26 protein-coding genes are annotated in these 26,685 nt (G+C 36.9%); 8 read left to right on the top strand and 18 right to left on the bottom strand.

Annotated elements, in window-relative coordinates; genetic code table 11:
* The first annotated feature begins 88 nt into the window (after nucleotides 1-88).
* From N7Z68_RS07840 to N7Z68_RS07850, 3 genes are all read left to right on the top strand, one after another.
* The gene (locus N7Z68_RS07840; RefSeq protein ID WP_275117915.1) at nucleotides 89-784 is read left to right on the top strand and encodes a response regulator transcription factor; all 696 of its coding nucleotides are present in this window, start codon (nucleotides 89-91) and stop codon (nucleotides 782-784) included.
* Entirely contained in the window at nucleotides 784-2,259 is a 1,476-nt protein-coding gene (locus N7Z68_RS07845) for a HAMP domain-containing sensor histidine kinase (protein ID WP_275117916.1), read from the top strand. Before N7Z68_RS07840 ends, N7Z68_RS07845 begins: the two co-directional genes overlap by 1 nt.
* Before the next feature lie 78 nt (nucleotides 2,260-2,337).
* Nucleotides 2,338-3,486 (top strand): hypothetical protein, encoded by a 1,149-nt coding sequence (locus N7Z68_RS07850; protein ID WP_275117917.1) that lies wholly within the window; start codon nucleotides 2,338-2,340, stop codon nucleotides 3,484-3,486.
* A 234-nt stretch (nucleotides 3,487-3,720) separates the two neighbouring features.
* On the opposite strand, the gene N7Z68_RS07855 is transcribed toward N7Z68_RS07850, so the two are convergent.
* The 4 genes from N7Z68_RS07855 to N7Z68_RS07870 all read right to left on the bottom strand — a co-directional run bounded on the left by N7Z68_RS07855 (nucleotide 3,721) and on the right by N7Z68_RS07870 (nucleotide 8,291).
* Nucleotides 3,721-4,236 (bottom strand): hypothetical protein, encoded by a 516-nt coding sequence (locus tag N7Z68_RS07855; RefSeq protein ID WP_275117918.1) that lies wholly within the window; start codon nucleotides 4,234-4,236, stop codon nucleotides 3,721-3,723.
* 22 nt (nucleotides 4,237-4,258) lie between these two features.
* Nucleotides 4,259-5,605, bottom strand: coding sequence for a sensor domain-containing diguanylate cyclase (locus N7Z68_RS07860; protein ID WP_275117919.1), 1,347 nt, complete (start codon nucleotides 5,603-5,605; stop codon nucleotides 4,259-4,261).
* A gap of 643 nt (nucleotides 5,606-6,248) precedes the next feature.
* Nucleotides 6,249-7,841, bottom strand: a complete 1,593-nt coding sequence (locus N7Z68_RS07865) for a serine hydrolase domain-containing protein (protein ID WP_275117920.1) — start codon at nucleotides 7,839-7,841, stop codon at nucleotides 6,249-6,251.
* 39 nt (nucleotides 7,842-7,880) lie between these two features.
* The gene (locus N7Z68_RS07870; protein WP_275117921.1) at nucleotides 7,881-8,291 is read right to left on the bottom strand and encodes a hypothetical protein; all 411 of its coding nucleotides are present in this window, start codon (nucleotides 8,289-8,291) and stop codon (nucleotides 7,881-7,883) included.
* Between the two features lie 401 nt (nucleotides 8,292-8,692).
* On the opposite strand from N7Z68_RS07870, the gene N7Z68_RS07875 reads away from it, so the two are divergent.
* Nucleotides 8,693-9,541, top strand: coding sequence for a protein-glutamine gamma-glutamyltransferase (locus tag N7Z68_RS07875; protein WP_275117922.1), 849 nt, complete (start codon nucleotides 8,693-8,695; stop codon nucleotides 9,539-9,541).
* Nucleotides 9,542-9,664: 123 nt separating this feature from the next.
* Nucleotides 9,665-9,916, top strand: a complete 252-nt coding sequence (locus N7Z68_RS24345; protein WP_373323122.1) for a YjcZ family sporulation protein — start codon at nucleotides 9,665-9,667, stop codon at nucleotides 9,914-9,916.
* Between the two features lie 109 nt (nucleotides 9,917-10,025).
* Here N7Z68_RS24345 and N7Z68_RS07885 read toward each other — a convergent pair whose 3' ends face one another.
* The 4 genes from N7Z68_RS07885 to N7Z68_RS07900 form a co-directional block, all read right to left on the bottom strand.
* A complete protein-coding gene (locus N7Z68_RS07885; RefSeq protein WP_275117923.1) occupies nucleotides 10,026-10,865 on the bottom strand; it encodes an alpha/beta fold hydrolase in 840 nt (279 codons plus the stop codon).
* A gap of 39 nt (nucleotides 10,866-10,904) precedes the next feature.
* A complete protein-coding gene (locus tag N7Z68_RS07890; RefSeq protein WP_275117924.1) occupies nucleotides 10,905-12,509 on the bottom strand; it encodes a DUF4179 domain-containing protein in 1,605 nt (534 codons plus the stop codon).
* 2 nt (nucleotides 12,510-12,511) lie between these two features.
* On the bottom strand, nucleotides 12,512-13,018 hold the full coding sequence (locus tag N7Z68_RS07895) for an RNA polymerase sigma factor (protein WP_275117925.1): 507 nt from the start codon (nucleotides 13,016-13,018) through the stop codon (nucleotides 12,512-12,514).
* A 347-nt stretch (nucleotides 13,019-13,365) separates the two neighbouring features.
* A complete protein-coding gene (locus N7Z68_RS07900) occupies nucleotides 13,366-14,664 on the bottom strand; it encodes a phosphotransferase (RefSeq protein WP_275117926.1) in 1,299 nt (432 codons plus the stop codon).
* A gap of 255 nt (nucleotides 14,665-14,919) precedes the next feature.
* Between N7Z68_RS07900 and N7Z68_RS07905 the strand changes: the two genes are divergently transcribed.
* Nucleotides 14,920-15,273: a DnaJ family domain-containing protein gene (locus tag N7Z68_RS07905; protein ID WP_275117927.1), complete on the top strand. Its 354-nt coding sequence runs from the start codon at nucleotides 14,920-14,922 to the stop codon at nucleotides 15,271-15,273.
* Nucleotides 15,274-15,479: 206 nt separating this feature from the next.
* Here N7Z68_RS07905 and N7Z68_RS07910 read toward each other — a convergent pair whose 3' ends face one another.
* The 5 genes from N7Z68_RS07910 to N7Z68_RS07930 form a co-directional block, all read right to left on the bottom strand.
* Complete coding sequence (locus tag N7Z68_RS07910) at nucleotides 15,480-17,066, bottom strand: M3 family metallopeptidase (RefSeq protein ID WP_275117928.1); 1,587 nt, start codon at nucleotides 17,064-17,066, stop codon at nucleotides 15,480-15,482.
* A 405-nt stretch (nucleotides 17,067-17,471) separates the two neighbouring features.
* Nucleotides 17,472-17,660, bottom strand: coding sequence for a DUF4083 family protein (locus N7Z68_RS07915; RefSeq protein WP_275117929.1), 189 nt, complete (start codon nucleotides 17,658-17,660; stop codon nucleotides 17,472-17,474).
* Between the two features lie 120 nt (nucleotides 17,661-17,780).
* Complete coding sequence (gene fosM / locus N7Z68_RS07920; protein WP_275117930.1) at nucleotides 17,781-18,203, bottom strand: FosM family fosfomycin resistance protein; 423 nt, start codon at nucleotides 18,201-18,203, stop codon at nucleotides 17,781-17,783.
* A 73-nt stretch (nucleotides 18,204-18,276) separates the two neighbouring features.
* Nucleotides 18,277-18,669 (bottom strand): YhfM domain-containing protein, encoded by a 393-nt coding sequence (locus N7Z68_RS07925; RefSeq protein ID WP_275117931.1) that lies wholly within the window; start codon nucleotides 18,667-18,669, stop codon nucleotides 18,277-18,279.
* Between the two features lie 38 nt (nucleotides 18,670-18,707).
* Nucleotides 18,708-19,562 (bottom strand): hypothetical protein, encoded by an 855-nt coding sequence (locus tag N7Z68_RS07930; protein ID WP_275117932.1) that lies wholly within the window; start codon nucleotides 19,560-19,562, stop codon nucleotides 18,708-18,710.
* Nucleotides 19,563-20,013: 451 nt separating this feature from the next.
* On the opposite strand from N7Z68_RS07930, the gene N7Z68_RS07935 reads away from it, so the two are divergent.
* Together N7Z68_RS07935 and N7Z68_RS07940 are read left to right on the top strand one after the other, a co-directional pair.
* Nucleotides 20,014-21,036 carry a hypothetical protein gene (locus N7Z68_RS07935; protein WP_275117933.1) on the top strand — a complete coding sequence of 341 codons (1,023 nt, stop codon included), beginning with the start codon at nucleotides 20,014-20,016 and terminating at the stop codon, nucleotides 21,034-21,036.
* 430 nt (nucleotides 21,037-21,466) lie between these two features.
* Complete coding sequence (locus N7Z68_RS07940) at nucleotides 21,467-22,126, top strand: YpjP family protein (RefSeq protein WP_275117934.1); 660 nt, start codon at nucleotides 21,467-21,469, stop codon at nucleotides 22,124-22,126.
* A gap of 180 nt (nucleotides 22,127-22,306) precedes the next feature.
* Here N7Z68_RS07940 and N7Z68_RS07945 read toward each other — a convergent pair whose 3' ends face one another.
* From N7Z68_RS07945 to N7Z68_RS07965, 5 genes are all read right to left on the bottom strand, one after another.
* Nucleotides 22,307-23,278, bottom strand: coding sequence for a bile acid:sodium symporter family protein (locus tag N7Z68_RS07945; RefSeq protein ID WP_275117935.1), 972 nt, complete (start codon nucleotides 23,276-23,278; stop codon nucleotides 22,307-22,309).
* Between the two features lie 84 nt (nucleotides 23,279-23,362).
* On the bottom strand, nucleotides 23,363-23,959 hold the full coding sequence (locus N7Z68_RS07950; RefSeq protein ID WP_275117936.1) for an MSMEG_1061 family FMN-dependent PPOX-type flavoprotein: 597 nt from the start codon (nucleotides 23,957-23,959) through the stop codon (nucleotides 23,363-23,365).
* An 86-nt stretch (nucleotides 23,960-24,045) separates the two neighbouring features.
* Nucleotides 24,046-24,333 carry a TIGR04104 family putative zinc finger protein gene (locus tag N7Z68_RS07955; protein WP_275117937.1) on the bottom strand — a complete coding sequence of 96 codons (288 nt, stop codon included), beginning with the start codon at nucleotides 24,331-24,333 and terminating at the stop codon, nucleotides 24,046-24,048.
* 87 nt (nucleotides 24,334-24,420) lie between these two features.
* Nucleotides 24,421-25,041, bottom strand: a complete 621-nt coding sequence (locus N7Z68_RS07960) for an NUDIX hydrolase (protein ID WP_275117938.1) — start codon at nucleotides 25,039-25,041, stop codon at nucleotides 24,421-24,423.
* A gap of 297 nt (nucleotides 25,042-25,338) precedes the next feature.
* Nucleotides 25,339-26,637: a voltage-gated chloride channel family protein gene (locus N7Z68_RS07965; RefSeq protein WP_275117939.1), complete on the bottom strand. Its 1,299-nt coding sequence runs from the start codon at nucleotides 26,635-26,637 to the stop codon at nucleotides 25,339-25,341.
* Nucleotides 26,638-26,685 lie beyond the last annotated feature (48 nt).

Below are 26,685 nucleotides of genomic sequence, written 5' to 3' on the forward strand. Positions count from 1 at the left end.
TAATCTCTATAAAATTGTTTATATTTTGGCAACAACTTGGTAGTACAATAGAGTGTGGACGATCGACCTTTAAAGAGGAGTAACGCTTATGACAGAAACTAAGAGAATTCTTGTAGTTGAAGATGACGAATCCATTTCAGATATCATTTCGTACTCGCTGCGGAAAGAAGGCTATTTTGTACAATGTGCGTTTACCGGCAAAGAAGCATATAACCTGATGGAGAGTATGCAACCGAATTTAATCTTGTTGGATGTAATGCTGCCAGATACGAATGGATTTGATATTTGCAAAAAAGTGGTGCACGACTATCCACATATTCCGATTATTATGCTGACTGCTCGAAATGACATTGTTGATAAAATTCTTGGATTAGAGCTGGGTGCCGATGATTATATGACGAAACCGTTTGACATTCGAGAGCTTTTAACCCGTGTAAAAGTTGCATTGCGCCGGGGGCAACGTCTAGCAAACATCGAAACTTTCATGAAAATTAACGAATACATAAAAATCGATCCTGCCTCCCGTACGGTGTTTAAAAGAGAGGAAGAAGTGAAAATTAAACCGAAAGAATATGACTTGCTTTTGCTTTTTGCTGAGCATAAAAATCGAGTGTTTTCACGGGAAGAGATCCTTGATTATGTTTGGGATATGAACTATGAGGGCGATTTAAGAACGGTCGATGTCCATGTACAAAGACTACGAAAAAAACTAGATTGCGAGTCTCTCCCGTCCATTATTGAAACAGTGTTTGGAATTGGCTATAAGATGAAAGGATTGCAATGATGGCTAGGAAATGGACGATCCAAAGAAAGTTTCTGCTCGGCTTTTTACTTATTTTTTCTATTTCACTGCTGTTGCTCAATGCCTATATTAGCAATATGTTGAACAAAAACAGCGAAAACATTATTAAAGCCGAGATGGAAAATACACAACAATACTCGAGAGAATATATTAAGCAGCTTCTTCTATTAAAAAACTTAACGGGTGATGTGTTTGCCCATTCTGGAAATTCGTTAGTCCAGGAGTTAAGTGAAAATCTACGCAGTAATGTCACCTTGTATGATATAGAGGGAAATTTTCTTTACGAAGCAATTGACGAACAAGAATATGTGATTGTCAATACGAAACCGAGTAAACGGTTAGAAGAAAGCAGTGACCATGACCTGCAGTTGGCCCTGAACAATAAATCGGCCTACACGATCAATCAAATCGACAATGAATGGGTTGTTAACTTCTCCTACCCTCTTTATATTAACGGCGAGCATTACGGCATTATTCGTTTAACGAAAGATTACACTGCTTTATTTGCTTCCAACCAAAAAGTTTTGACCAGTCTCACCTATTTTACGTTAGTGCTCTTTACTGTGATTTTTCTGTTTTCTTATATATTATCGCGTAAAATCACGAAACCACTTTCCAAAGTAACTGAAGCATTCTCCGATGTGGCTCGAGGCCAATACGATACGAAGCTGAAAATTACTACGGGTGATGAAATTGAAGAACTAAATGATCGCTTTCATGAGATGAAAGAACAAATTAAAGAACAAATTGCGGTCATTACTGAGGAAAAAGAAAAAGTCGAGAAGCTTGAAAAAACGAGGCGTGAGTTTTTTAATAATGTAACCCATGAATTAAAAACACCTTTAACAACGATATCGGGGTATTCGCAAATTATATCTGAAGAAGATTTTAACGATCCAATCTTCTTGAAAAAGGCAGCCGAACGTATTAGAAAAGAAAGTGACCGGCTTCATCAAATGGTCGTTGATGTAATCGAACTGTCTAAGCAAACGAACTACGTAGTGGAGAAAGTCGATGTTTCCCATCTGATCAAACAGTTATGCGAAGACATGCAACTGAACGCAACAAAATACGGCATGACCATCGTATATGATACAGAACCTTCCCTTTTTATCAAAGGAATTGAAAACCGGCTACTTGAAGTCATTATGAACGTACTAGATAACGCCATTAAATATGGAGAAAATCATTCAACCATTCAAATCGCTTCTTATCGCCAAGCGGATCATGTCATTATCAATGTATCGAACGTCAGTAATAACGTTAATCCAGCCATTTTAGTCAATGCCTTTGAACCATTTTACCGCGGCAGTCAGTTATCAAAAGCGGAAAGAGGCAGTACAGGACTCGGGCTTTATATTTGTAAACAAATCGTTCATGAACATGGGGGTACCATCTCAATTGAAGAAAAACACAGTGTTATTACTTTAACGATCTCCCTCCCACTTTGGCAATAACTTGGCAACATTTTCACTCTTTTTAGCAATAACTCTTTCGTACAATCAAGTTGTAAAAAACAAGAGGAGGTTTTTCAAATGAAAGTCGTTAAAGGAATTTTAGGAGTAACACTCGCTGTATCCGTTTTAGCAGGGTGTAACACGCAAGGAAATGTGCAAGGAGACGGGAAAACCGTCATCGTCAGCGAAGATGTTGTCCTCGAAAGTATCATTTCTGATGCAAAGGTTGCTGTATCTCAACCCGAACAAATCACACTAAAAGAGAGGATCACATACGGTGAACTACTTAAAATTGATAATGAAAAGCTTTACTACACAAGAGAAAATGCACTTTTCTCTACAAGCATCAATGGTGCCAATCCTACATTAATTGAACACATCGCTGCCAAACAGCTGTCTAGGAATGGGAAAAAAGCAATAAGTGTAGAAAATAACAGCGCCTACGTAGTAACGCTTGAAACGGGTAAAAAGAAAAAAATCGCAGAATTAGATGAAAACCATGGCGATGTCAGCTTTGCTGATCCAGAAGGAGATTATCTGTCTTATTATGAATTTACGGATTCCAACTTAGTCTTAATAAACACCGACACGACTGAAAAAACATTGTATGACTTTAATCAATTGTTCGATAGTCCTAGGAACTTTTCATTTCATAGCGGGACCATCCACAATCAAGATGTGTACTTAGCCACACATATCCAAGATAAAGGCACTGCCTTATATAAGCTTTCTGCGGACAACCAAGTTGAAAAAGTGATTACCTTGAAAAACATCAACGATAATATTTTTGATTTTGAATTCATCCATGATGATTTACTTGTATTTAATGGTGTCTACGATGAGGAACCAGGAATTTTCTTTTATGACCTGAATAAAAAGGCGGTAACGAAAGTTGTCTCAGGCGGTACAAGTTCGGAAGGAACATGGATTCCATCCTACAGTATCTCCCCTGACGGAACAAAACTGCTATTTAATACGATCCTGCATAAAGGCGACCAGTTTTTAGATAATGTCTTTATTGCGTCAATTGAGAACAATCAACTATCAAAAAGCATTCAAATCATTCAAAACGCAGAACTGCCAGCGGTTATAAAATTATTAGCTCATTGGAACGAAGATTCTTCAGCCTTTTACATTCCACGTTCCGACAATAGTGAAATCGGGTATGGTGACCTTAAAATTGATTATATTTCCTTCTATGAACTGGACAAAATTGAAACGGAATAAATGTCAGACCTACGTAAAATTTAAAAGTCCCCTAAGGAATTAGGGGACTCATAGGAGAAGCAGAATATACAAATATCGGTCGTCGACCATCGATGACAATGGATAGTGATTGGTCACAGGTAAAAGTGTAATCGGTGATGGGTAATTGGTTGGACCATTAGCCGTTACAAGATCCCATTGAAAGAAAGAAGTTCTTCTCCTATGCCTTGAAATGGAGTCTCACCATCTCAAGGTTTAAAAGTACTTTTCACTATCAAAATCTAATTCAATTGCATAGTTTTTTGCATTAATGAGGTTTGAAAGTTTGTTGGCCTGACGCTCAAGCTCTAATCCTTTCTGACGATAATCTTCTGGTTCAAACATCGCCACTTTTACGACTAAAACATTGTCACCAAAAGGATATAAGGGCTCTTCTTTTGGAGAAGCGCCCAATTCTTTACATTTTCTTGCTTTAGCTCTTAATTGAGTCGCTAACTCAATCGCTTCAACAATCGTTAAATTTTCCTGATTGAATTGCACCTCATTTTCATAGTTCGCTTGATACATGAGTTTATCCAACAGACGAAAGTCTTTTCGGATCTCGTCTAGTTCATTCTCGACATCTGCTAGGGTACGAACTTGTGGCGGGATTTTACTACCGTTATCGATTTGCACAAAGGCGACTCGGTACATTTCCTCTTCCAATTCATGAATTCGCTTTGACAAAATACTTTTTAGCTTTACCGCTTCTGCTAGAGAGATTTTTGACATACCTTACCTCCATACGAATGCTCTATTTTTTTCTCTTAAAAGATCTAACTTGATTTCTTCCACCTTGTTTGGCTTGATACAATGCTTCATCAGCTGCCTTGATGATCGTCGCAGGGTCACTAGCCTTTGTTGGGATGACACTGGCTGTGCCAATACTGATCGTCAGAAAACTATTAATTAATGAACCCGCATGAGGAATTTTCAACTTTTCAATGGTCTGCCTAATCGTTTCAGCTACATGTTTGGCACCTGTTTCATCTGTATCCGGTAAGATGACGCTAAACTCTTCGCCACCATAACGACAGACGACATCAATGGGACGCTTTAACGTTTTTTGTACTGCTGAAGCTACTTGCTTTAAACTTTCATCCCCCATTTGATGACCATATGTGTCGTTATATGGCTTAAAGTAATCAATATCAATCATCAGTAACGAAATATCGCTAGAATATCTTATCGCTCGCTTCCACTCTTTAATTAATCTTTCATCAAAATAACGCCTATTACCTATTCCTGTCAATCCGTCTTTAGTAGACAAATGTTGCAGCTTTTCATTTACTGCTTGTAGTTTCTGTTCTTCAATTTTTCTTTGGGTTATGTCACGGGACATGACAATCAGTTGCGGATCCGCCGGGTCTCGTCCCGGTAGAAATCGAACGGTAGACTCGAACCAAACATATTTCCCGTCCTTCCGTTGAATGCGATATGTAGAAACACCCGCACCATTCATCAGCATCAGCTCGTGATTTTGTCTCACAATTTTATGATCTTCTTGGTGGATTAGGGCATACCCGCATTTGCCAATTAACTCTTGATCTTCATATTGTAAAATTTCTTTAACTGCAGCGGACACAAATAGATATTCACCCGCTGCATTATGTATCGTAATCATATCTCTTGAGTATTCCGTAATAATTTGGAACAGTTCCTCAATCTCTTGAAGCTTTTTTTCTACTAATTTTCTCTCGGTGATGTTGCGAGAGATTACTATAAGTTTAGGTTCATCCGCTGCTTCTGAATTATCCTTTTCTCCAAATGCTCTCCCGTACAAACTCTGGATGGACGATTCAAACCAAATATATTCTCCGTCTTTTCTTCTTATTCGATAAGTAGACACGACATATCCGGTATTGAGGAGGGTTTCATGATTTTTTCTTGACTGTTCATGGTCGTCTGGATGTATAAGCTGATAGCTGTCTTCCCCTACTAATTCTTCACTACTATACTGGAGGATTTTTTCTCCAGCGGGAGATACATAAAGGTATCGTCCAGCTGAGTCATGTACAGTGATCATATCACTTGAATACTCAGCAATAAGCTGAAAAAGGTCTTCCCCCTTACTTAGATTAGCTATAATTTGATTTCCCATCCTAAGTCTCCCCTATCCGATTCTTCTCTATATAAAAAAGACCAACAAAGCAAGTTGGTTGTTTATCATCTCTCTATACTAATTTCGAGTGATTTGAACTGCACTACCTGAATTAAAGTATGACTTTTTATCTAGTTTTATTATACTATATTAGGCTATCATTGGAAATTTCTACAGTGGAATTTTCTTAATTTAGTAACATGTTTCTATAATTTTTGTCACTTTCTTGTAGGTTTTCGTAATGGTTATACTATTCTCCTAATTTTTCCCTCTACCGCTCACGTTTACGCTCTTTTCGTTCACCCTTTCTCCTAATTTCTTCCTCTACCGCTCACAATCCGGCACTTTTCGTTCGCGCTCTCTCCTAATTTTTCCCTCTACCGCTCACGAATCACACCGTTTCGTTCACCCTTTCTCCTAATTTCTCCCTCTACCGCACACCAATAGACAAAAAATACTGGCTCAATCAAACACAAAATGTGCCTATCTGAGCCAGCATCTTTAATATCAGTCCTGGTGAACCTGACGTATTGTTTGCCTAATAGCTACCTATATAAAGACAAGTTCACCGCAACAAATGAAAGACATCTATCTTAAATAAAAACTCTTTCTATACGCTATCATTGCATGCATAATGTAAAAGTTAGTTTTGTTTCTTGCCAATAAAACTTACTTCAGAAGCCGCCCCTGTATCTTCATCCGTACTAGGGACAGGCATATTGTTTACTTGTCTAACTTGAATGGTTTCAAATTTTTCACCAGTGTAATGAATTACCAAAGTAGATTCATATAAATATTCTAATTGCTTTATGTTTAATACAAAGGTCTCTTCATCTTCCCAAACTCCTGTGACGGAATGAACCCCCAATGTTGTATCACTTACGAGAGGGATACCGTTCAAACCAATATGAAATGTATCCGTAATCCCATCCTCATAACTCAGCATCATTTGAGCAGCGCCGTCCTCATCAAATGTAAGAAACATTTCCTTCCAATGAAATGGATTTTTCTCAAATGTATACTTTTGTTGATCGATTTTAGCTGCAGTGTCCGGGAGAGACTGCTCCATATTTTCACTTGCCTCATTTTTGCGATTAATCAATTCAGATAAGGCATTAAACGGCTCCTCATTTTCTTCAATAGCGTCTTCTGACACAACCGCTTGAATGATCGGACCTATTAATGGCGTTAATCTCCGATTGATTTCAGGAGCGTCATGTCCAGACGTGAAAACGACGACAAGCTCTTCTTCCGGTATAACATAAATGGCTTGACCGTAGGCTCCTTGTGCATAAAAGACTTTACGCTCTTCGACTTCATCTATATACCAACTGTAGCCGTACTGGCTGCCTCCTATAAACGGTTCTTCGATATCTGTTGTCGTAGATCTCTCAATCCATTCCTTTGAGATGATTGGTTCACTGTCCCATGTACCCTCATTTAAGTACAAGAGACCCATTTTAGCCATATCGCGCGGGGTCAATGCTAAGCCATTGCCGCCCATCGCAACACCATGAAGCTCTGAGAACTGTGTATTTGTAATAGAAAGCGGTTGAAAGAGATATGTCTCTGCAAACTCAACCGTACTCATTCCCGTTTTTTCTTGAATGATAGCTGATAATAGATGTGAATTACCGCTATTATACAAATATGAACTATTCGGTGCTTCTTTCATTGGCAAATCTAACATAAATTGAACCGGATCTTCAGCTTGTAACATTTGACTATAAACCATTCGATAGTCCACATCATAACCTGAACGCATCGTTACTAAATCTTCCACAGTTAAATTTTGCTTATTTTCATCTACGTTTTGTATCTCTCTATCTGCAAAAATATCGACCACCTTCTCATCTAAACGAAGATATCCTTGATCGATAGCAATTCCAACTAGTGCAGAGGTGAAGCTTTTTGTGGCAGAATAAATCCACTGTTTGATCTCGGGGTTATAATCGTCGTAATAGGCTTCGGCGACAATATAATGGTTCCTCACAATGAGTGCACTATGTATACCTGGGTGTCTCTCATCTAATTCCTCGAAAATCGTAAACAATTGACTTGAATCCATCCCCTGTGCTTCTGGTGTCGAGATCAGCCATTGATCCGTAGGAAAATATGGCTCTTGCGTAAAATGGACTTCAGCATTAGCCTCGATATCTTTAGTTCCTTCATTATCTAACATCGTACAACCTGCCAAACAAATGATAATTAATAGAGACAATAAGAGTTGTTTCATCTTATAAATTATCTCCTTTCCAAAATTGATAATAAGAGATTAAATTATTGCAAAATAATAGATGACAAAACCAGCGATAAAAACCGTATCACCGATCACATGGTAGAAACGCACTTTGGACTTTTTGACTTTTGCCAAGCTCGTTTCGAATAAAATTTGATAAACATTAGCAATGAAGAGAACGGCAGATAGGATGATGACAAAAAGATTGCCTGTAATCAAAATCGCTAAAATATAAAACAACCAGCTGCGCAAAAAAGAAAACGCCATCATAAACAACAATAAGGAAAAACTATGTGGGTTAATATCCAACTCTTCCTCAGATGATATTTCTGCTAAACTTTCTTTAATCTTTTTATGTTCCCTCAAGTAACTAACATTCACCCAAAGTAAAATAAAACAATATATCAGTAAAACAAGGTCTTCACGGCCAGTTATAAGATCTGTCATTGTTATCCCCTCCTGCTAGTCACCATTTAAAAGTAGGTTAACTCCAAAAGAACCTGTCTTTAATTTCATCGGTGATGCAATATATATGTATTTGTCATTGTATGGTCATCCATCTCTTCCTAATAATTTTTTCTTAGTATGTATTACGTTTAACTGACAAAAAAGTTCCCAAAAAATACCCACTTTGTTTTTAGTTGATCAAAGTGGGGTGTTCTATATTTTAATAGTAAAGCCAGTCTGTATTTTTCCTTGTGATCAGATCATTCATTACTCCTTGTACCCTGCACCACTACTTCGGTTGATTTTCTTCTAGTTCCTTCACTCTTTTTCCAATTAAAACATCTTTAAACCCACACACGAATACGATAGTAACAATGAAAAAAACTTAGGAGGCGACGTAAATGTTACAAGTAGCAGGGATGCCTTTTCAACCGAGTGGCTTGTTGCACCTTGGAACGATAGAAAGAGTGATTATTCAGCAAATGATGAACGCTCCAGTTGTCTATTCATTTCCTTCCGTTCGTGAACTACAGTTTGAACTTAGTGCTCGAAAACACATTATAGAAAGTTCAAAGGCTATGAACGAAAGCCAAATGGAGTTTACCACTTTCAGGTATGCGCGCTGTAACCCTACATACTGGAATTTAACGGGGGCTGGCGGTTTTTTACTTAGACCTGACGTATTTCCAGCAGATGCCATTCTAGACATTTATCGAAATAGTTCACTGTATGCCTTCGAATGTGCAACAGCTTGCGTAATTATTTATTATCATGCCATTTTAAGAAGTATTGGGAGAACTGCTTTTAATACCTTTTTTCGAAATCTCTATCTATATAGTTGGCATACCGATCCGGACCTTGGACTAACTACCTTTCAAGGAAGTCATTTTTTACCCGGTGATGTGATTTATTTTAATAATCCAGACTTCCATATCCAAACACCATGGTTTAGAGGATTAAATGCGGTTGTATTAGAAGATGGTAATTACTTTGGGCATGGTTTTGGAATTATGAGTGGCCAAGAAATAATAGATTTTCTAAATACCCAGCGTAATCCAGGAAGTGTTCAACCCGCTTATTTAGCAAGTATAGTTACAAGACCTTCCTTTAACAGATTGTCTAACCTCTCTATAACTCTACAAAGAGAGCGTACCGTTCCTAAAACGACACCTAGCGTAGTTCACCATAACAAAAATCGTATCTCGTCAGTACAGCATTTACACTATTGTAATATAGAGATTCAAAGTTAAAATACTCTATTTAAGTTTAGAAGGCACCCAAGACACTAACCCATTTTTAAAGGAGACGGGCTCCACTTTCAATTAGGTGAGTATACTGTAGTGTAAATACACAACACGAAAGGATGTATAAACATGTACGCAAACGTAAATGCAGCACCTTTTATGGGCGCAAACGTATCACCGATGATGATGGATAATGTATCACCTATGATGATGGATAATGTACCTCCTACTATGACTGCTCCTATGGCTCACCACCCTTATATGGCGCCTTCTTATGGTTATGGGTGCCCTACTCCATCACGCGGAGTCGATAACTTTGTATTAATTGTTGTGTTGTTTATCTTGTTAATCATTGTAGGCGCGAGCTTCACAGCATACTAATCGATAAACTATACTACAGTAAAATACTACTGCTTACTAAACAAGGACATATTCTAATAGAATATGTCCTTGTTTTCACTTAATAATGTCACGGTTTCTATTATTTTCCTCATGTCCTGTAAAATTGATCGACCATTTGTGCAAAATATTCCTTTTCTTCTAAGAAGGGGTTATGGTTACTTTTTTCAAATATGACTAAATTAGAAGTTGATATAAGGTTTTGGATTTCTAATGAAAAAATTAACGGACATTGCGAGTCAAATCGACCACAATAGATTTGAGTTGGTATGTTAATTAACTTTATCTTCTCTCTTAAATCGTAGCTCGGTAGCTCTTTAAAAGAAAAATAATCTAATCTTGATTGAACGACTCGACCACTACTTGGGGTTGAAAAATAATCATTAAATTTACTAGGGTCAAATAAAGACATTTCTGTCCACTCTCTTCCCGCTATCACTCGTTGTTCCCTTGTAGATGTATTGGACTTCATGATTGCCAATAATTCTTTCAGTCTTGGGTTTATAGGATGTTCAGAACAATAAATACTATCCTTATGCTCTATATATTCCTTGCTCGCTGCGGTTCCACCGATAAGCATCTTTGTAATTGATGTTGAAAAAAAACTTGCATAGGATAACCCTAGCATTCCTCCAGCAGAGTGCCCGGCAAATGCCCATTTTCGTAGCTTTAATGCTTTTCGTACAGCTTCTAAGTCCTTACTTGTTTCTACCAAACTTAATTCTTCCTCATTAACCGTGCGACTTGAATTACCAGCATTCTTTAAGTTTACGAGATAAACGCGAAATAGCCGGATAAAGTGATCAGCAAAATAATTTCCTCTCTCATCAAACTCACTATATAAATGTGTAATGCAAATGGGGTCCCCTTCTCCTGCTGTAAAAACTTCGAAACTCCCTCTTTCTGTCTCAATCATCTCTTTATGCCACATAAAGCTTCCCCCTTCCAGTAAGGCCTTTTCAGAAACAACCTACCGTAAATCAACTTCAATTTTTTTATTGTTCCATTTATTTTTTTGATATTCTATGATTTGAATTCCAATTGGTTGGATTACTTCCATCGTTTCATCCTCACTCCAAACTGTTACATCACTTTCAGTTGTAAAGTACTGTGGCTCCTCTAACTCATTCATACGATAAAGGTAATCTAGGGCTTCGTACGTTTGACCATATGCATCTACTATTACTCCATTAGTACCAATCGTTGAACTATAAAATTTATAAGGGTCATCATCATATATTAATTCAAACCAGTACGAACCATATTGTCTGTCACTGTTTACCTCTTCAATCATTTTAAATGTTGTCGGGTTGCCTAAATGGATGTCCTCTATCGAAGTCTTAGTTCCTAAGTACTCAAACGAATAGTCCTCTTCAAAGTCAAAAAGGATCTCCTTATCATCCTGTACTTGAACGACGTAACCATCAATATGAATAAATATTTCTTCAGGTTGCAAGAGATACATTGAATCAAAAGCTACTTCAGAAAAGACAATTGTCCCCCCTACGGTCGATGAATTATTTCCAAATAATATAGGTGATCGTTCATACATCCTTCCGCCAGCTTCAATCCCTTGAAATTGAATGTGAATTAATTTTTCAACAAGACCACTACTGCGTGGTTGATAGGATAAGATCGTCATCGTCGGGGCAATCGTTATTTTATCAAACTTAACCTTGTGTCCATCCAGTTCTACATCAACATTCATCTCTTTAACAACCATAGGATGCTTCTGAATGGGAATATCAAAGGTCCAGTTCCCAGAAAACCTCTCATTGTCTTCACTTGGAGCAATATTCATTTTATTACTTTCTTTCCAATCGGATAAAACCTCTGCAAGTTGAGTTAACTGTAGAGAAATCACTCCCTCTTCCACACCCATTGGAGACACCCCTAATCTTCCTTTTACAATAAAGTCCTCATCTGAATGTAATCGGACATGGCTTCGAAGTGGGGTAGATGTATACGGATCTGCCCAGTATTCATCCGTGTTTAGGATTTCAATACCATCAACAAAATCCATCATATAATAACCTTGATCTGACAAATCTTCAATCTCATAATAAATATGGGTTTGAAGATCGTCTGCAACAACGTTTGTTATCGTTACTTTTACATCACCGCTCACTTTCTCTATGTTAAGCCGTTCACCTACACCTTGTGCAATACTTTCATCCACTTGTTGTTGATGGTTCACTGAATGTTGCTTCCACCAGTCAAACAAACCGCTAAAGCCATTCGTTGCAAATGCAGTACCGATAAATAAAAAACTAAATAGAATGGCTGTAACCCATGCAACTGGTCGAAAGATCTCAAGGATCTTCCTTTTTGATTTTGGTTTTGGGGTTGGTTTAGAGGTTTGAATTTTTTCTTTTATGGATCTCATAAAATTATCGGGTGGTTTTACATGGTTCTTTTCGTCATTGAAAATAGACATCATTTGTTGGAGATCCATATATTCTTCTCTACAGTCTTCACACTCATTTAAGTGATGTTCGAAACTTCTCGTTTCTTCTTCACCTAAACGACCTTCGATATAGTTAAGGACATGTTCTTCACACCTTTTGCAACTCATGGCTATTCCCCTTTCTGTAATTCTTTTCTTAGTAGCCTGAGACCTCGATAAATTCTTGATTTTACAGTACCCGTTGGAACTTGTAGAAGCGCTGCAATCTCTTCTTGTGAGAAGTCACTTAAAAACTTTAGGATAATAACTTCTTTATACGGTTCTTCCAACAGCATAACTCCATTCATAATGTCCATTTTCAGTTCTGGCTCATGGGGTAAGGTTGCTGCTACTTGAGGCATCTCTTGTTGATTTCGCTGCATTTTCCGATAAACCGCCTTACATTCATTCATAAAAATCGATGTAACCCACGTTTCGAAATACTGTTCTTTTTTTAATTGATTGATATTTTCATAAACTTTAATAATCGTATTATGAAACACATCTTCAACATCATGATGGCTGTGCAAAAAGGCCCAGCCTACTTTATAAAATTTTTGTTCACGTTCGGAAAACCAGTTAATAAGCGCCTCCATATCCTGCTTTTTAATGCGCTTGATGATATCTTTATTTACCACAAGTTCCTCCCTCTCCTTTCACTATCACCAATTAGAGTTTTATGCCTCCTAAAAAGTTCCCAAATAATTCATCTTTTTCAAATTGTTTATTAAACGATATAAAACACATTTACCTGCTGCCGAAAAAAATGAACGATCATCGAAGGGTATTTATTGTAATGTGCATCCGGGGAAACCTACAAAAAATTCACGCATTCGAATTTAACAACTTGCAAAACTAATTACAGTATAAACGCATTAAAAAGGGGCGAAGTCTGTTCTTCGTCCCAATAATTATCATATATTATAATCACACGCTTCACGTTTGTTGAAGATGATGTTTTCCTAACAAAATTCAAGTAAAATCATCACATACTATCGAGAGCTTTTATCCACTCGTTTACGTAGCCATCAATAATTTGCTGCTTATCCCAATTGTCATGAAAAGATGGGAAAATAAATGTTTGATACACAGTTAGATAATAAGCGGGTGCAATTAGTTTTACTAGCTCAAATTCTTGAACCAACTTTTCCTTTGAATTAAACACTGTCCACTTATTTAAGTATTCATCTAACAAGGTTAAAGAAATTTTCTGTGAAAATAGATGTTCAACTTCTTCCAAGAATACAACAATACTTAAAAATGGATGTGAAAGTGAACAATCTGACCAATCATATATTATTGGTTTTCCGTTTTGAACAATAATATTACCTCCAAAGAAATCACCATGATCTAAAGAAAGGGGTACTTTCGTCGATATTAATGACCTTGACTTTTCTAATATGATAGGAGCACTAGTAATTAACTTGTTGTATGTTTCACTACTAATCTCATTTTTATTAGCTAATTGTTGCAGTGAACCATCTAGATAATCTTGAAGAATATTAGGGATAGGTCTAATAGGACATTTTAATTTTTCTAGTTCATTTCGATGTAAAGCTGAATGTTTTTGAATATCTGCCAACCTTAAAATGGATTGTTTCCAATACTCCATTTTTTTTGTTCTTCCAAGTAATGGCCCTCGTATCGCTTTCATAACATACCACTTTTTCTCGACCTCTATATTAATTATTTCTGGTACATCGGATGGGTGATTTTGAAATAAAAAAAGACTTATAGAAGGTTCGTGGGAAAATATATTTGGTACAGCTTTAAAATAATAACTTTTTCTCGCAGTATCAACTTTAAATAGTGCGGATCTTTCCCAATTCCTTACTTGCTCAATGCTGATTGACTCATCTGGAATTATATTTTCAAGCCACATTTCCATTTTATTTCTCCAACCGATCATAAACCATGGAAAGAGAGTTTCATTTGAAGGTGATAACCATTCTTGTAATATTTCATTCTCCCAACGACTAAAACCATCGAATTGATTAATATCAGTAATTTGTAACCACCTGGTCTTCGAAGACACTAATGTATCTCTTCTTAATAGTTCGATTATATAAACGCGTTGCTCACCCTTTTGGGAGAAACATTTTAATACATTTGTCTTGATATTATATTCTTTCTCAAGATACCGATTAATATGATTCGTTACTGCAACATGTGAAATTATAGGCTTGTAAGATGGGAGTGAAATACCATTTTTATCGGCAATTACTAATATTGCATGATCTTCTTTACTATAAATTATAAACTTATACAATAATCCATTACCCATACTATTATACTCCCTGTCTAAAATATCTTACTTATACTATTCTCACTGAAGAGTCACAGACCCATTATTTAGAAGAATTCGATGCTAGACCAATAGTAGCGTCCTTCACCTTCTTCAATCATTGTTTTATTTAAACTTCTTCTATCTACTTTAATTTTTATTGTATTTTAAAACGAACTAGATTTACCAGTTTCTATATAATACCATAAATATATGAGAAATTTTTTACTTTTCTAAAAGATAGGAGCCGTTAAAATGAATAGAGATTGGTTTGGAGATATTTTGAAAGAAAATGAGAAGAGCGGTGAGCGATTAAAAGGAATGGGAAAACCGCTTTCAAGAGAAACACTCGAAGGAAATGTACTTGATCGTACCGTGAAAAACGCAGGATATTTACCAGAATGGGTATCGTTACAACAGGAAGTTCGTTCTCGCTTAATTACGCTCATTCCTAACTTGCAAAACGTCGACAGAAAAGATGAGATCGATCAAGAAATTGACGCCATCAACATTCTAGTGAAAAAATACAATAAAATATGCCCTGCACCCATGCAAAAAATGCTAATCACACGGGAATTAGCTGAAACTCAACTGAAACGTTGGGAGTAGCAGCACCATCTATTAGATAAAATAGGTGTTACATAGTGTTATTGTCCGATTTCATTGATTTATTGTCCGAATTCTAATTTTATTGTCCAAAATGTGAAAATGCCAAACCCAAAACACCAGAAGCACGAAATACACTGCTTCATCACTTTTATACCAAACAAAAAAATCCAGGGTGCGCCTTCGCCCCTGGATTTTTTTGTTTCATATTAATTTTCGTTTAGTTTGCAATACGCATCCACAAAAAATTGCGGGTTAAGCGGTTGACCTGTTACTTTTTCTATTTTTTCATTCCAATGATATTTTGATCCTGGTTTGAAAAACTCTTCTCTTAGGAAATTCCCAACAGTTGGTGTAAAAAATTGATCTGACAAATCTGTCTTAATATATTGATGAAGCTGAGCAGAAGTCAGTTCTCCTAATAAGTAATTTTGATAGTAAACGGGTGCTAACGTAAAGTGAATTTTTGCTGCCCAGTCTGGTAGGTTTCGATCTTCTGGTGCATTTACTAACTGAATGTCACTTACTAACTTCCACCAAAGGGCATTTAAGTCTTGATCTGGATTTTCATATAACTCTTTTTCAAAGAAGACAAACGTGATAATCCAACGGGCAGAAATTAACATTTTTAGTTGCTCGTATTTTTCAAGAGCCGGTGCCAGTGTGTCAAGTTGCTTATCGTCTAGCTTCAAGAAAGTAGATAACCACTCGCGATTTTCAGTCATTTTTCCAAATAACATCGCAATCGCCTCTGTTGTTAACGTATGAGCCGGTGCTCTTAAAACGTACGGTAATTTTGTATCTAAATATTTGAAGTATGCCGCATGTCCAAACTCGTGTAACATCGTACCCATCCAGTAAGAGTTCGGTTGATTGTTACATAGGACGCGTGTGTCACCTTCTCTGTCCAAATCCATACAGAAAGCTGTTGGATTTTTACCTGGACGAGGGTTTAGATCACTTTTCGCATATAAGTCTTCAATAGGAATATTCATGGCTGCAAATGTATCAGCCGTTAATTTCTCAAGATCTTCATTTTTAAAATACGGATCTAAATTCGTTTCTTCTGTAGCCGGCGCTTCTTGGAAAAATGGATCAACATAATGCCACGGACGAAGGTCAGAAACATCCATTCCAAACTTAGCAGCTAATTGCTCATCCAACTCACTCTTTAATTGACGGTACGTGTCATTTGATAAGTCAACTAACTTTTGGAAGATAGCAAAAATCTCTTCTCGATCCAATTCCTGATTTTCAAATGACATTTCATGGTAGTTATTATATCCTACCGCTTTGGCGGCTTCATTTCGTTTCATGACTAATGTTAATAGTTTTTCCTCGACGACTTGACCGACTTCTTTAGATGCTTTCCATGCGTCTTCACGTTCTTGCAAGTCCTCACTGTTTAACAAAATATTACGAACGTCATTGGCCGATAACTTCTTCCCATTCACTTCTGGTTCGTATGTATTAAACATGTGGTTCAGCTCAGCTGAAAGTTGCGACAGCTCTTGTAAGCTTTCTTTAGGAAGTTGATTTTCTTTAAACTGACTTTGCAAAGCTTCTAGTTGACGTGTTTCGATCGCCGTTAATTCCGATTCTCTTAAATAGTTTTGAACCGCGTTAAACAGTTCACTGTTGGAAAAATAAGTACGAAACTCAGTTTGCGCTTCACCTACTTTATCCGCCCACTCTTTTTCCCCCGTTGTTTGTGCCATCCAACTAGTATTTGTAATATTACGATATAGCTTTTCAACCATCAAATTTTGATCTTTTAAAAATTGTTGTACGGTCATTCGTCTTCCTCCAATTTAAAAATGATATGATGAGTAGTTTAAAAATTGCTTTTAATATAATACTATACTAAAAAACCACTTGGACGCTAATCATTTTCTCTTTATTTTTCTAAAATTTGATAATCTTTTGTTTTGGATGAATTATCAATGTATAGTTTAAGAATAAAGTTAGGAAGAGAAGCACTGAAAATAGGATCAACAATACTAGTTGCCATTGAGAATAACTAGAACTAAATCTACTCACATTAAAGATACTTATCATTACAAGTATAAGTATTGGCAGCTTTGATGTTTTAGCTGTAAACACCATGCGCATGCCTCCCTTCTATCGTATTCTCTTTTATACGAAAAATTGCTATATCCTATTACAAAATTTTTTGGGATTATATAATAAATACTAAATAGTTAGCTTTGCTTCTTCTCTAGCTTTTGTAAAATATCTTCCATTTTTTCCTCCATACGTTTCACGCGCTTTTTGTTCTCGATGGTAGTCCTTATGAAAAACACAATCAGCATAATAATACCTATTAATACTGCTAAACTAAGTAATTGGAAAATGGCATCAAATACATTAAATTGAATTTCACCAAACATCTCGTATCACCTCGTGTCTTTTTTTTATTTGCATAATGTTGGAGATCCGTTTTTTCTAACAGCCTCTACTTTGACTCCTGTATTCTTCTAGTTCCTCACTTACAATTACTGAGAACCGTGCTAATCATAAAACTCCATATGCTCTTTATCTTGTTTATAGTAATTGATTCGGTCTTGCAGCGTACCCGTATGCAATTCGAATTTGTGACCATCAGGATCTGTAAAATAGATTGATTTCCGATCTCTTTCATCTCTAGGGCGTCCCGAAAGGATGTTCACACCTAGCTTTTCTAGCTTCTCGTACATTAGATCGTAATCGGCTTCTTCTATTGAAAATGCGATATGCGTGTAAGATTGCTTGATTTCCTGACGCGGAATATCCTTTTCTTCATTCAAGGCTAGCCACATCCCATTTAGGTCAAAATAAGCTGTCGTTCTCCCTTTTACTAGCAATCTGGCATCAAAAACCTCTCGAAAAAAATGAATGGAATGCTCTAAATCAGACACCGAAAATAAAAAATGATTCAGTCCCTTAATGGACACACTCTCACCTCAACTCTTTTATGCTTCACATGTTTGTGCTCTTACTGAGACTAGATAATCTCCCATAAAACCCTCACTGAACCGTTCGATCGATCAACTGAAACACTTCTTGCGCTCCTGCCTTTGTAAGTGAATAAATCGTATGTGTATTAGTCGTATTCATGATCGTACCTGAATTCTCACTTATCCAAAGGAAATATGAATTTTCGCCCCATTCTACTCTGTATTGTGGATCAGTTATATCGACAATACCAGGTTCCTTGTTTGCCTGGTTAAATGCTTTTTGAATGATCTCAATTTCGTCTGGCTCAACTATGTCCACTACTGAATCCTCTACGATCACTGAAAAACTCTCCATTTTATAAATCGTTATCTTTTCTACCTTTTCAACTTTTTCATTCGAACAACCAACGACTACTATTCCTATTAAAAATAAAAATAAACTTATAAATGATAACCTAACCACTCTTACACTCTCCCAAATCGATTTTACTATTATCGTAACTACATGAGTTCCCGTATTTCTTCAACAACTTCTTCATGTAAATGGAATGTATCTTTTTCTGTACTACCGTCACCATAAGTGACTTCTACTTCAATAAAAACCATATTCTCCATCTCAACCTGAACTGCCCAAACTTCTTCACCGTCAAGTTCATGCTGCATTTCATCATCATAAATTCCGTCATCATAAATTCCATAAGTAAAATCAACTACTTTTTGCGACCCATCATTTAGGTGTACGTAAGCTTTTGCTTTTTCGACTTTATAAAAATCAAACCATACATCCCGCTGTTCAATAATCGCTTCAAAATGAGTAGTCTTCCCACTCGTTAAAGTGGAATAACTGATCGTTAATCCCCGGGACTGAAAAAGATCCACTGGGAGATATTCGGTGCCGGTTCCTCTGTTTAAAGAACCAACGGAATCTATCTTATATAAATAACCGAATTCAGGATCAATTTGAATAGCCGCCTCATAGGTTGTACCTGACATCAGACTTGCCACGACTTCACGCCACTCAGCCTCTTCGTCTTTTTTATAGGAAAAAACCACATCAGCATCACTTTCTAATTCTTTAAAGGTCCATTGTACATCGAGGTGAATATTGCCTAGGGTAGATGCTTCAACATCTGGTAGAAAATGAATATCAGACACCCACTTTTCACTTTCTCTCCACTCATATAATTGCTGTTGAATGCTAGAGACTTCGCTCATCATTTGCCACTCGGTTCTCGAATAACTTTCTCTCAGATACTCTAACTCTTTCCCGATTTGGTTCATTTTAACAATACTATATAAATTGAATAATAGACTTGCGATAACCACTGCTAGAATTACCTTTAATGGTTTTTTCATTAAGCCGCTCCTCCGTTATATTGCTAGCTTTAAATGTCCATTTGACTTTAATAGTAACATGAGAAAGGGAACAAATGGAAAATAAATATTACTACTTTTAATAACAAAACTTAACTTGTTCAAGGAGTCTTGATATGGCTTGTGCCCCAATTTAAGGCATTACTTTAGTCCTTCCAATCCTCTGGACAAGATATGTATTTTTTTACCAATTAGGGTAGAAAGTCGCTTTACATAATATTAGGAGAACACTACCATTATAATTGTGTAATTTTTTATAAAATTTCCCACATTTTTTTATTTTTCTTCCTCATAAATTCCATTTAGATGTTTACCTCAAAGTACTCATATTACACGTTTCCATTTCTATTCCATACGAAAGAGAGGTGAAGAATCCCTGTCGGTGTTAGGTCCATTATTTGAGTAAATACTTGAAAAGAGGTGTTAAGGAAATATGTCAATTACACAACTCATCGTGCGTACGATGCCTTTCTTTATTTCTAGGCTTGTCGTTTATGCATTGTTTGGGCTAATTTCTTTGATTTTCTTAGGACTTATGATTGGGTTAGGAATCTTACTTTTTAATTGGTTTGATTTCGCTGCAGGATTTTTCATTATCATGATGATTGTTACGTTTTTTACCGTTTTTGGGGTATTGCGGTTTGTTGAGAGATATTTCTTGTATATGGTTAAAGTTGGTCATATTTCGGTTGTAACCGAATTGCTAAGAAAAGGTGAAGTGCCTGAAGGAAAAAATCAAATTACCTATGGCAAAGATCAAGTCATTACTAACTTTGGCTCTGCTAATGTTGCTTTTGTCTTAGATAAGATTGTATATGCAGCTGTTCGCCAAATTCAAAGATGGTTGATGAGAATAGGTAATTTTTTTAATTTCATACCTGGCGCTAAGAAGGTCATAGGGATCTTAAGTAAAGTAATGGAAGTAAGTCTACGTTATATTGACGAAGCCATCTTGAGTTATATCATGCTTAGAAAAAGTGAGATGACCGAAAACGGTGAAGAAGAAACAGAAAGCGTTTGGAAATCTGCATGTGATGGTGTTGTATTATATGCACAAAGTTGGAAAAACATTGTACTTACAGCAGCTGGAATCGTAGCTTTTGTCTTTATACTAAATCTCAGTGTCTTTTTTATTAGTGTCTTTCCATTGATGGCTATCGCGTCCGCTATGACGAGTAGTGCTGAAGGTGCAGCTGTTCTAGGTTATTTTGCCATCATTGGTGCTTTTATTATTACATCGATGATTAAACGCGCGATTGTTGACCCTATTGCGATGATTGCGATGGTTCGGACCTTCCAACTAAATATTAAAGACATTGAACCGAGCATGGATTTACAGCAAAATCTATTAAAAGTTTCATCGAAGTTTAAAGAACTATTTAATAAAAGTAAAGGCGATCCGCAAAAATCCGTTACTTCTACTCCAAATAGTAAAGGTGTTACTCCTTCGACTTAGTAGGCTGTTCTTTATGATAACGTATACTCTGTTCTCCCTTTATAAGGTGACGAGGTTAAGGTATAGCTCCTTTTTGTTACATCAATGTCTGGGTGATTCGCAGACAAAGTGTGCGATGAGGTACCTAATTCCTTATTCTAGTTCACCTTTTTGTCTTATCTTCCTTATAGTTCACTGCTTTATCACCTTTTGGGTTTACATTACAACAAATCTAAACGTGTTAATCCTAATTTTTGCTTCAATTTCCGCAATACTCATTTCTTCTAAGGTGACAAGAATCAATTCTCTAACATTCATTACAATTTGATTAAAAATCCTATGTAATCCTAGTAATCTAGCTAAAATCGTGAGAAAATAAAATTACTTAAAATAGAATTACATGACTTAGAAAATAGATAAACTAGAAAAGTTATTAACTGGAGGAAATGAGATGCCACACTGGTTACGGAAGTCATTATTTGTTGCTATTACGGTTTTAACATTAGGAACAATTACTCCACCTCCCTATTTGTATTCGAATGAATCTGAAGCAAAGTCACCATCAGATGCAGAGGTTAGTCAAAAGGAAAAACCTTCAGACGAAGTACATATTCTAACTACTCTCGAAGATGATACAACCTCTGACACGGACATAATGATGCTCCCATGGCATGAAGTTGCTGCAGGAACAGACAGTGAGGAAATCGTTGAAAGATGGATAGACTACACGGTTTACCATGCAGATTCACAAACGATGAATAAGTTTGGAAACAGAATTAAATCAAAAATAGAAGATGAATACCGCGATCTTATTCTCCCTAAGCTAGAAGAAACGCTTGCCGATATTAGCAAACAAGCTGATGAGGAACTGCTTCGAAATTTATATATTACGAATGACCCTTCGGATGGTCTAGGTGAGAAGATCTTTCATGTCTATGATATGAGGAATGGAGAAGATTTATATCGTTTCCATGTCCGTCGAGATCACCCGCCGCAACAAGGTTATTGGTTTAACTTTCACTACCACACCGCCAGTGATAACTTTGAAACCCATCATGAAATTGGTACCATCTATTGGGATAAAAACACCCCGCCAAATTGGATGTCTTAATGGCAGTTTAAGATGCGTAAGCACCTAAGCTTAAGAAAAGCCAGCTACTTTCAAAAATCTTGGAAGTGTCTGGCTTTTTACTATTATGGAAAATCGTATTGCTGACATTGAATCTGTATAAATACGAGCTCATTAGTTTACATAATAATAATATAGTATCTCTAAACAAACAGACACATTTTAGTTTGCCTGTTTAATCAACTCTGGTTCAGGTGTTCTCTTGGACAAGTAATTAGCAAGAAAAGATCCAAATGACAGATTAATAACCATATTTATAATGGCTGGGATGGCGGCAATGTCACTAATAAATTCAATCGCTAGTATTGCAGCTAAAGCGGTATTACATAATCCAACATGAAAAACAATCGCCGTTACATCTTCATTTTCTACTTTTAGCCATTTTAATTGCAAGAGTAAATAAGCGATCAGCATTGGCAAAGTCACTTGTAAAAAGGCAACAAGTGTAATGATTGGAATAATTATCAGTTCTGAAGAGATCGCCCCTTTTGCACTTCCAATAATCGTATGAATGATGAGCAACAGTGTAATCGATGAACCCAGTTTTGTATAACTCACCGACTTAGCGACTATATGAGGAAGCTTTCGTTGAAAGAAGAGCCCAGCTGTGATCGGTATAATGACGATAAGTACAAAAGATTGCAGTAAATTAAAAAAGGAGATAGTGACATTTTCCCCGTCAATACCAAGTAATGCCAAAGGAGTTACAATCGGACTTATGATGATATCTAAAAAAGACGCCGCAATGACTAAGGAAGTATTCCCACCGGCAATAAATGTGTAAAGCGTTGCCGCTGTCGCGTTCGGAACCGTACCTGACAAAATAACACCGGCAGCTATTTCCGGACGTGTCGCAAAAAACAAATGGGCTAAAGCAATAGAGATCAGCACGGTAATTGTCCATTTTATACAGGTAGCTAATCCTAACACACCGTACTTCGACCGCATCTTCTTAATCGCTTCCACATTCATCGACAGGCCGGTAAAGAAAATGACCAAACCAAGTAACACACTCGGCACCCAACTCGGTACTTGTAAATGAAACGGGAAAAAATATGTAAAAAATGCAACAAAAATAATTAATAAGGGCAAATTGCCTGATATAAACGAATGGATATGTTTGATTCTATACACCTGCCTTTTGCCACATTTGCGGTAGCAGGTACCTTTATCACTGTAATAGGATAAAGGTACCCGCTACCGAACTCCTTTATTTTCCTACTTGCTTAGCTCCAGCCCATTGATTTTCAGGTGCTCTTTGTAAATATCCATCATTTTTGGGATAGGCTCTACGTTTGGCCATGAATTATAATCCCATACTCCAGACCTGTGAAAAGCTTTAGTACAGTGAATGAAGCATTCTTCTACATCCACCCCGATGCCTAACAATGGAGGCTTTTCTTCAACGTTCCATGTACTCAAAATCTCAGAATCTCTAACAATCGTTGCTCGACCATTAATTCGTAACAACTCATTCATTCCGGGAATGACAAAAATCAGCCCAACATGAGGGTTTGAGAGGATATTTTGGATCGAGTCGACTCTCTTATTCCCGGGGCGGTCAGGAATAAGGAGTTGACTCTCATTTAAAACGTGAACTGCTTCGGTCCGGTCGCCCCTTGGAGATACGTCACACTTACCATCAGCATTAGAAGTCGCCAAAAATAGGAGAGAGGACATTTTAATAAACGTTTTACATTGTTCATCAATAACCGAGACTACCTTGTTCTTAACGTACTGATTAGGAGACCCTACGATATCTCTTAATTCTGCTTCTGAAGTAACCGCATTTTTTGCAAAATTGATTTTCTGCATTACAGCCTTCCCTCTTTCCCTGTTTATTTTAATAGCAAAAAACCTATAAAACTATTTATCAAATCTATTAGGAGTACAACTAGATACTACTTATGCTTCTCCTCATAATCCACAACAAAAGGTGTCAGCAAGAAACCTACACAAGCAATGGCTAAACCTGAAATCAATGTTAGAAATACATTCGTAAAAGGGGTTAAAGTAAATATAAAAATAATAAGTGGAAAAGTTGTCAAAAGAGTGACTAAAAACCTTGAGAACCATGTGATTTGATGATTAGCCCCACAGTGCTCACACGTTGTCATACTATAAGACATATTCGCCTTTAAGATTTGACTCCACTTCAATCGAGTGTAACAATTTTTACACTTTGGCATTTACAGCCCCCCTCTCATTGCCTAAGCTTATTAATCTAGCTTCTGTTACTAGAAAACTACTATTTGATTAAATGAAGAAGTAACCACTTATATCTTTTCTTTTATTCTATGAATTACTGTTTGATAAAACGACTCTGGATGAGGAACGAAATGATCTTTTCCTACTTGTCGTTTGACTACGATCTCACTTCCATCATCATCAACTTCAAAACCGCTTACCATTAGGGTTTCCACCTCACCATGCCACAGATTACAAAAATCGCTAAAATCCGCTTTAAACATCCCGGCAACTTCTTCCGCTTGGAGCGTAAATTGATCAAAGCTCTTGTTACTACTATGTAGAAACACATTTGCTAATTCCTTATCAATGAAATGATCTTTCGTTACACAATAATCAATAACACCTAAGGAAATTAAATCGTCTATCGTTACATCAATGCCTAGTTCTTCTTTAACCTCTCTCACTCCATCAACAACCGTTTCATTCGCTAACAAATGCCCTGCGGCTGTAATATCTAAAAGGTTCGGGTAGTCCTTTTTATCCTTACTACGAAGTTGCAAATAAACATATGTTCCAGCTTCCTCTTGGCTGACAAGCCAACAGTGAAATACTTCATGCCAGTAGCCTTTTTTATGCACCTCTTCCCGGCTGGCTTCACCAATTACCTCTCGATTTTCATTAAAAATCTTTAGTTGTTCACTTTCCATGGTTTCCTCCATAATGCTCTTTTTTATATCCATCTGGTAAAATTTGATAATCCCATTTTATCACAGCTTCCATTGATTGAGACGGCTTTCCTAACTATCACAGAGATTTCTTTATCATTTTCTGTTTGGTTTTCTATAAGAGTCCTATCTTTTCGTTGAATAACGAGGAATTAATCTCTAGATTAGATATAATAAAAAAAACGGACGTCATAAGCTTTATGGACGACCGATTTTTCAAATAAAACAGGTTTCATTAACTTGGATGACAACCGTTTTTTTATTATGTAATGGTTTAGTCTAAGTTGAACCCTTCCCCCTTTTCTCTACACTCTCAATCGTTTCTCCATCAGGAATGGTAAACAATCGGCTTTTCGGTTCATGGATCGATTGAGACGGCCATAGCCCGTGATGTCCTGAGACAATATAACTGGTGAGGCAGGCCACAAAAAAGTACTCGATACCTTTATCCCCAAACATCTCAAGACTGAGAAGAAAGGCAGCAATCGGCACATTCGCTCCCGCACAAAACGTTGCGATCATTCCTAATGCGGCCAAGAAAGACAACGGTAAATCCATGAATTGATATAAGGCATTGCCTAACGTTGCCCCCATAAAAAACAGCGGAATTGCTTCTCCTCCAACAAAGCCCATACCCATTGTAACGGCGGTAAACACCAGCTTTGCAATAAATGCATACGGCGGGACTTCTTCTGTAAAGGACTGTTCCAACATATCTAAGCTACGCCCATTGTATTCTTGTGTTCCTAGGATCAAAGTTAAAACAACAATAATAATTCCACCAACAAACGCTCGTTTCATATGATTTTTATTAAAATAGTTCTCAGATATCCGTTGAAGTCCATGACGCAATTGGCAATATAACACACTCAAGAGGCTAAAAAGAATCGCAAGAAAAATGACCTTTCCAAACGTAATCACTGATAATTCAGGAATAGTTTGAACCACAAATGTTTCATGTTTGACATCCCAAGCATATTCCGTCATATAGTGACCGACAAAACTAGCCGTCAGACAAGGGACAAAGGCTTCGTACTTCAGCTTCCCTAAAGCGACCATTTCCATCCCGAATACAGCACCCGTAATCGGGGTTCCAAAGGCTGCTCCAAATCCCGCACTAATGCCACTCATAAGAATGATTTTCGTATCAAGTACATTCACTTTTAAAAATTGATTTACGGCTTCTGCCACACTTCCGCCCATTTGGATCGCTGCACCTTCTCTTCCAGTTGACCCGCCAAAAATAACCGTAATAAACGTCCCTAAATAAACGATCGGTCCCATTCGCCGTAAAACTCTAGCTATACCGTGTACTCCTTCAATGACAAGATTATTTCCTTTCGCAGCATCATTTCCAGATTCCTTCCCAAACTGCATATACATATAGCCAATGACTAAGCCCCCTATCGGTAAAAAATAAATGAGCCAAGCATTATCCTTACGTGTATTTCCTAGGAATTCATTTGTTGTTAAAAGTAAAGCAGTTGTCGATCCAATAACAACACCAATAACCCCACCCAAAAAGATCCATTTAAAAAGGGTCACGAACAATGTTTTATACTTATATTTAGCATTCAATGTCATCTGCCTCTTTTCAAAAGATGTGCATTACCATTCAGTGTGGTT

Origin of the sequence: Alkalihalobacterium chitinilyticum (assembly GCF_029028005.1) — a bacterium.
Classification (GTDB): domain Bacteria; phylum Bacillota; class Bacilli; order Bacillales; family Bacillaceae_F; genus Alkalihalobacterium; species Alkalihalobacterium chitinilyticum.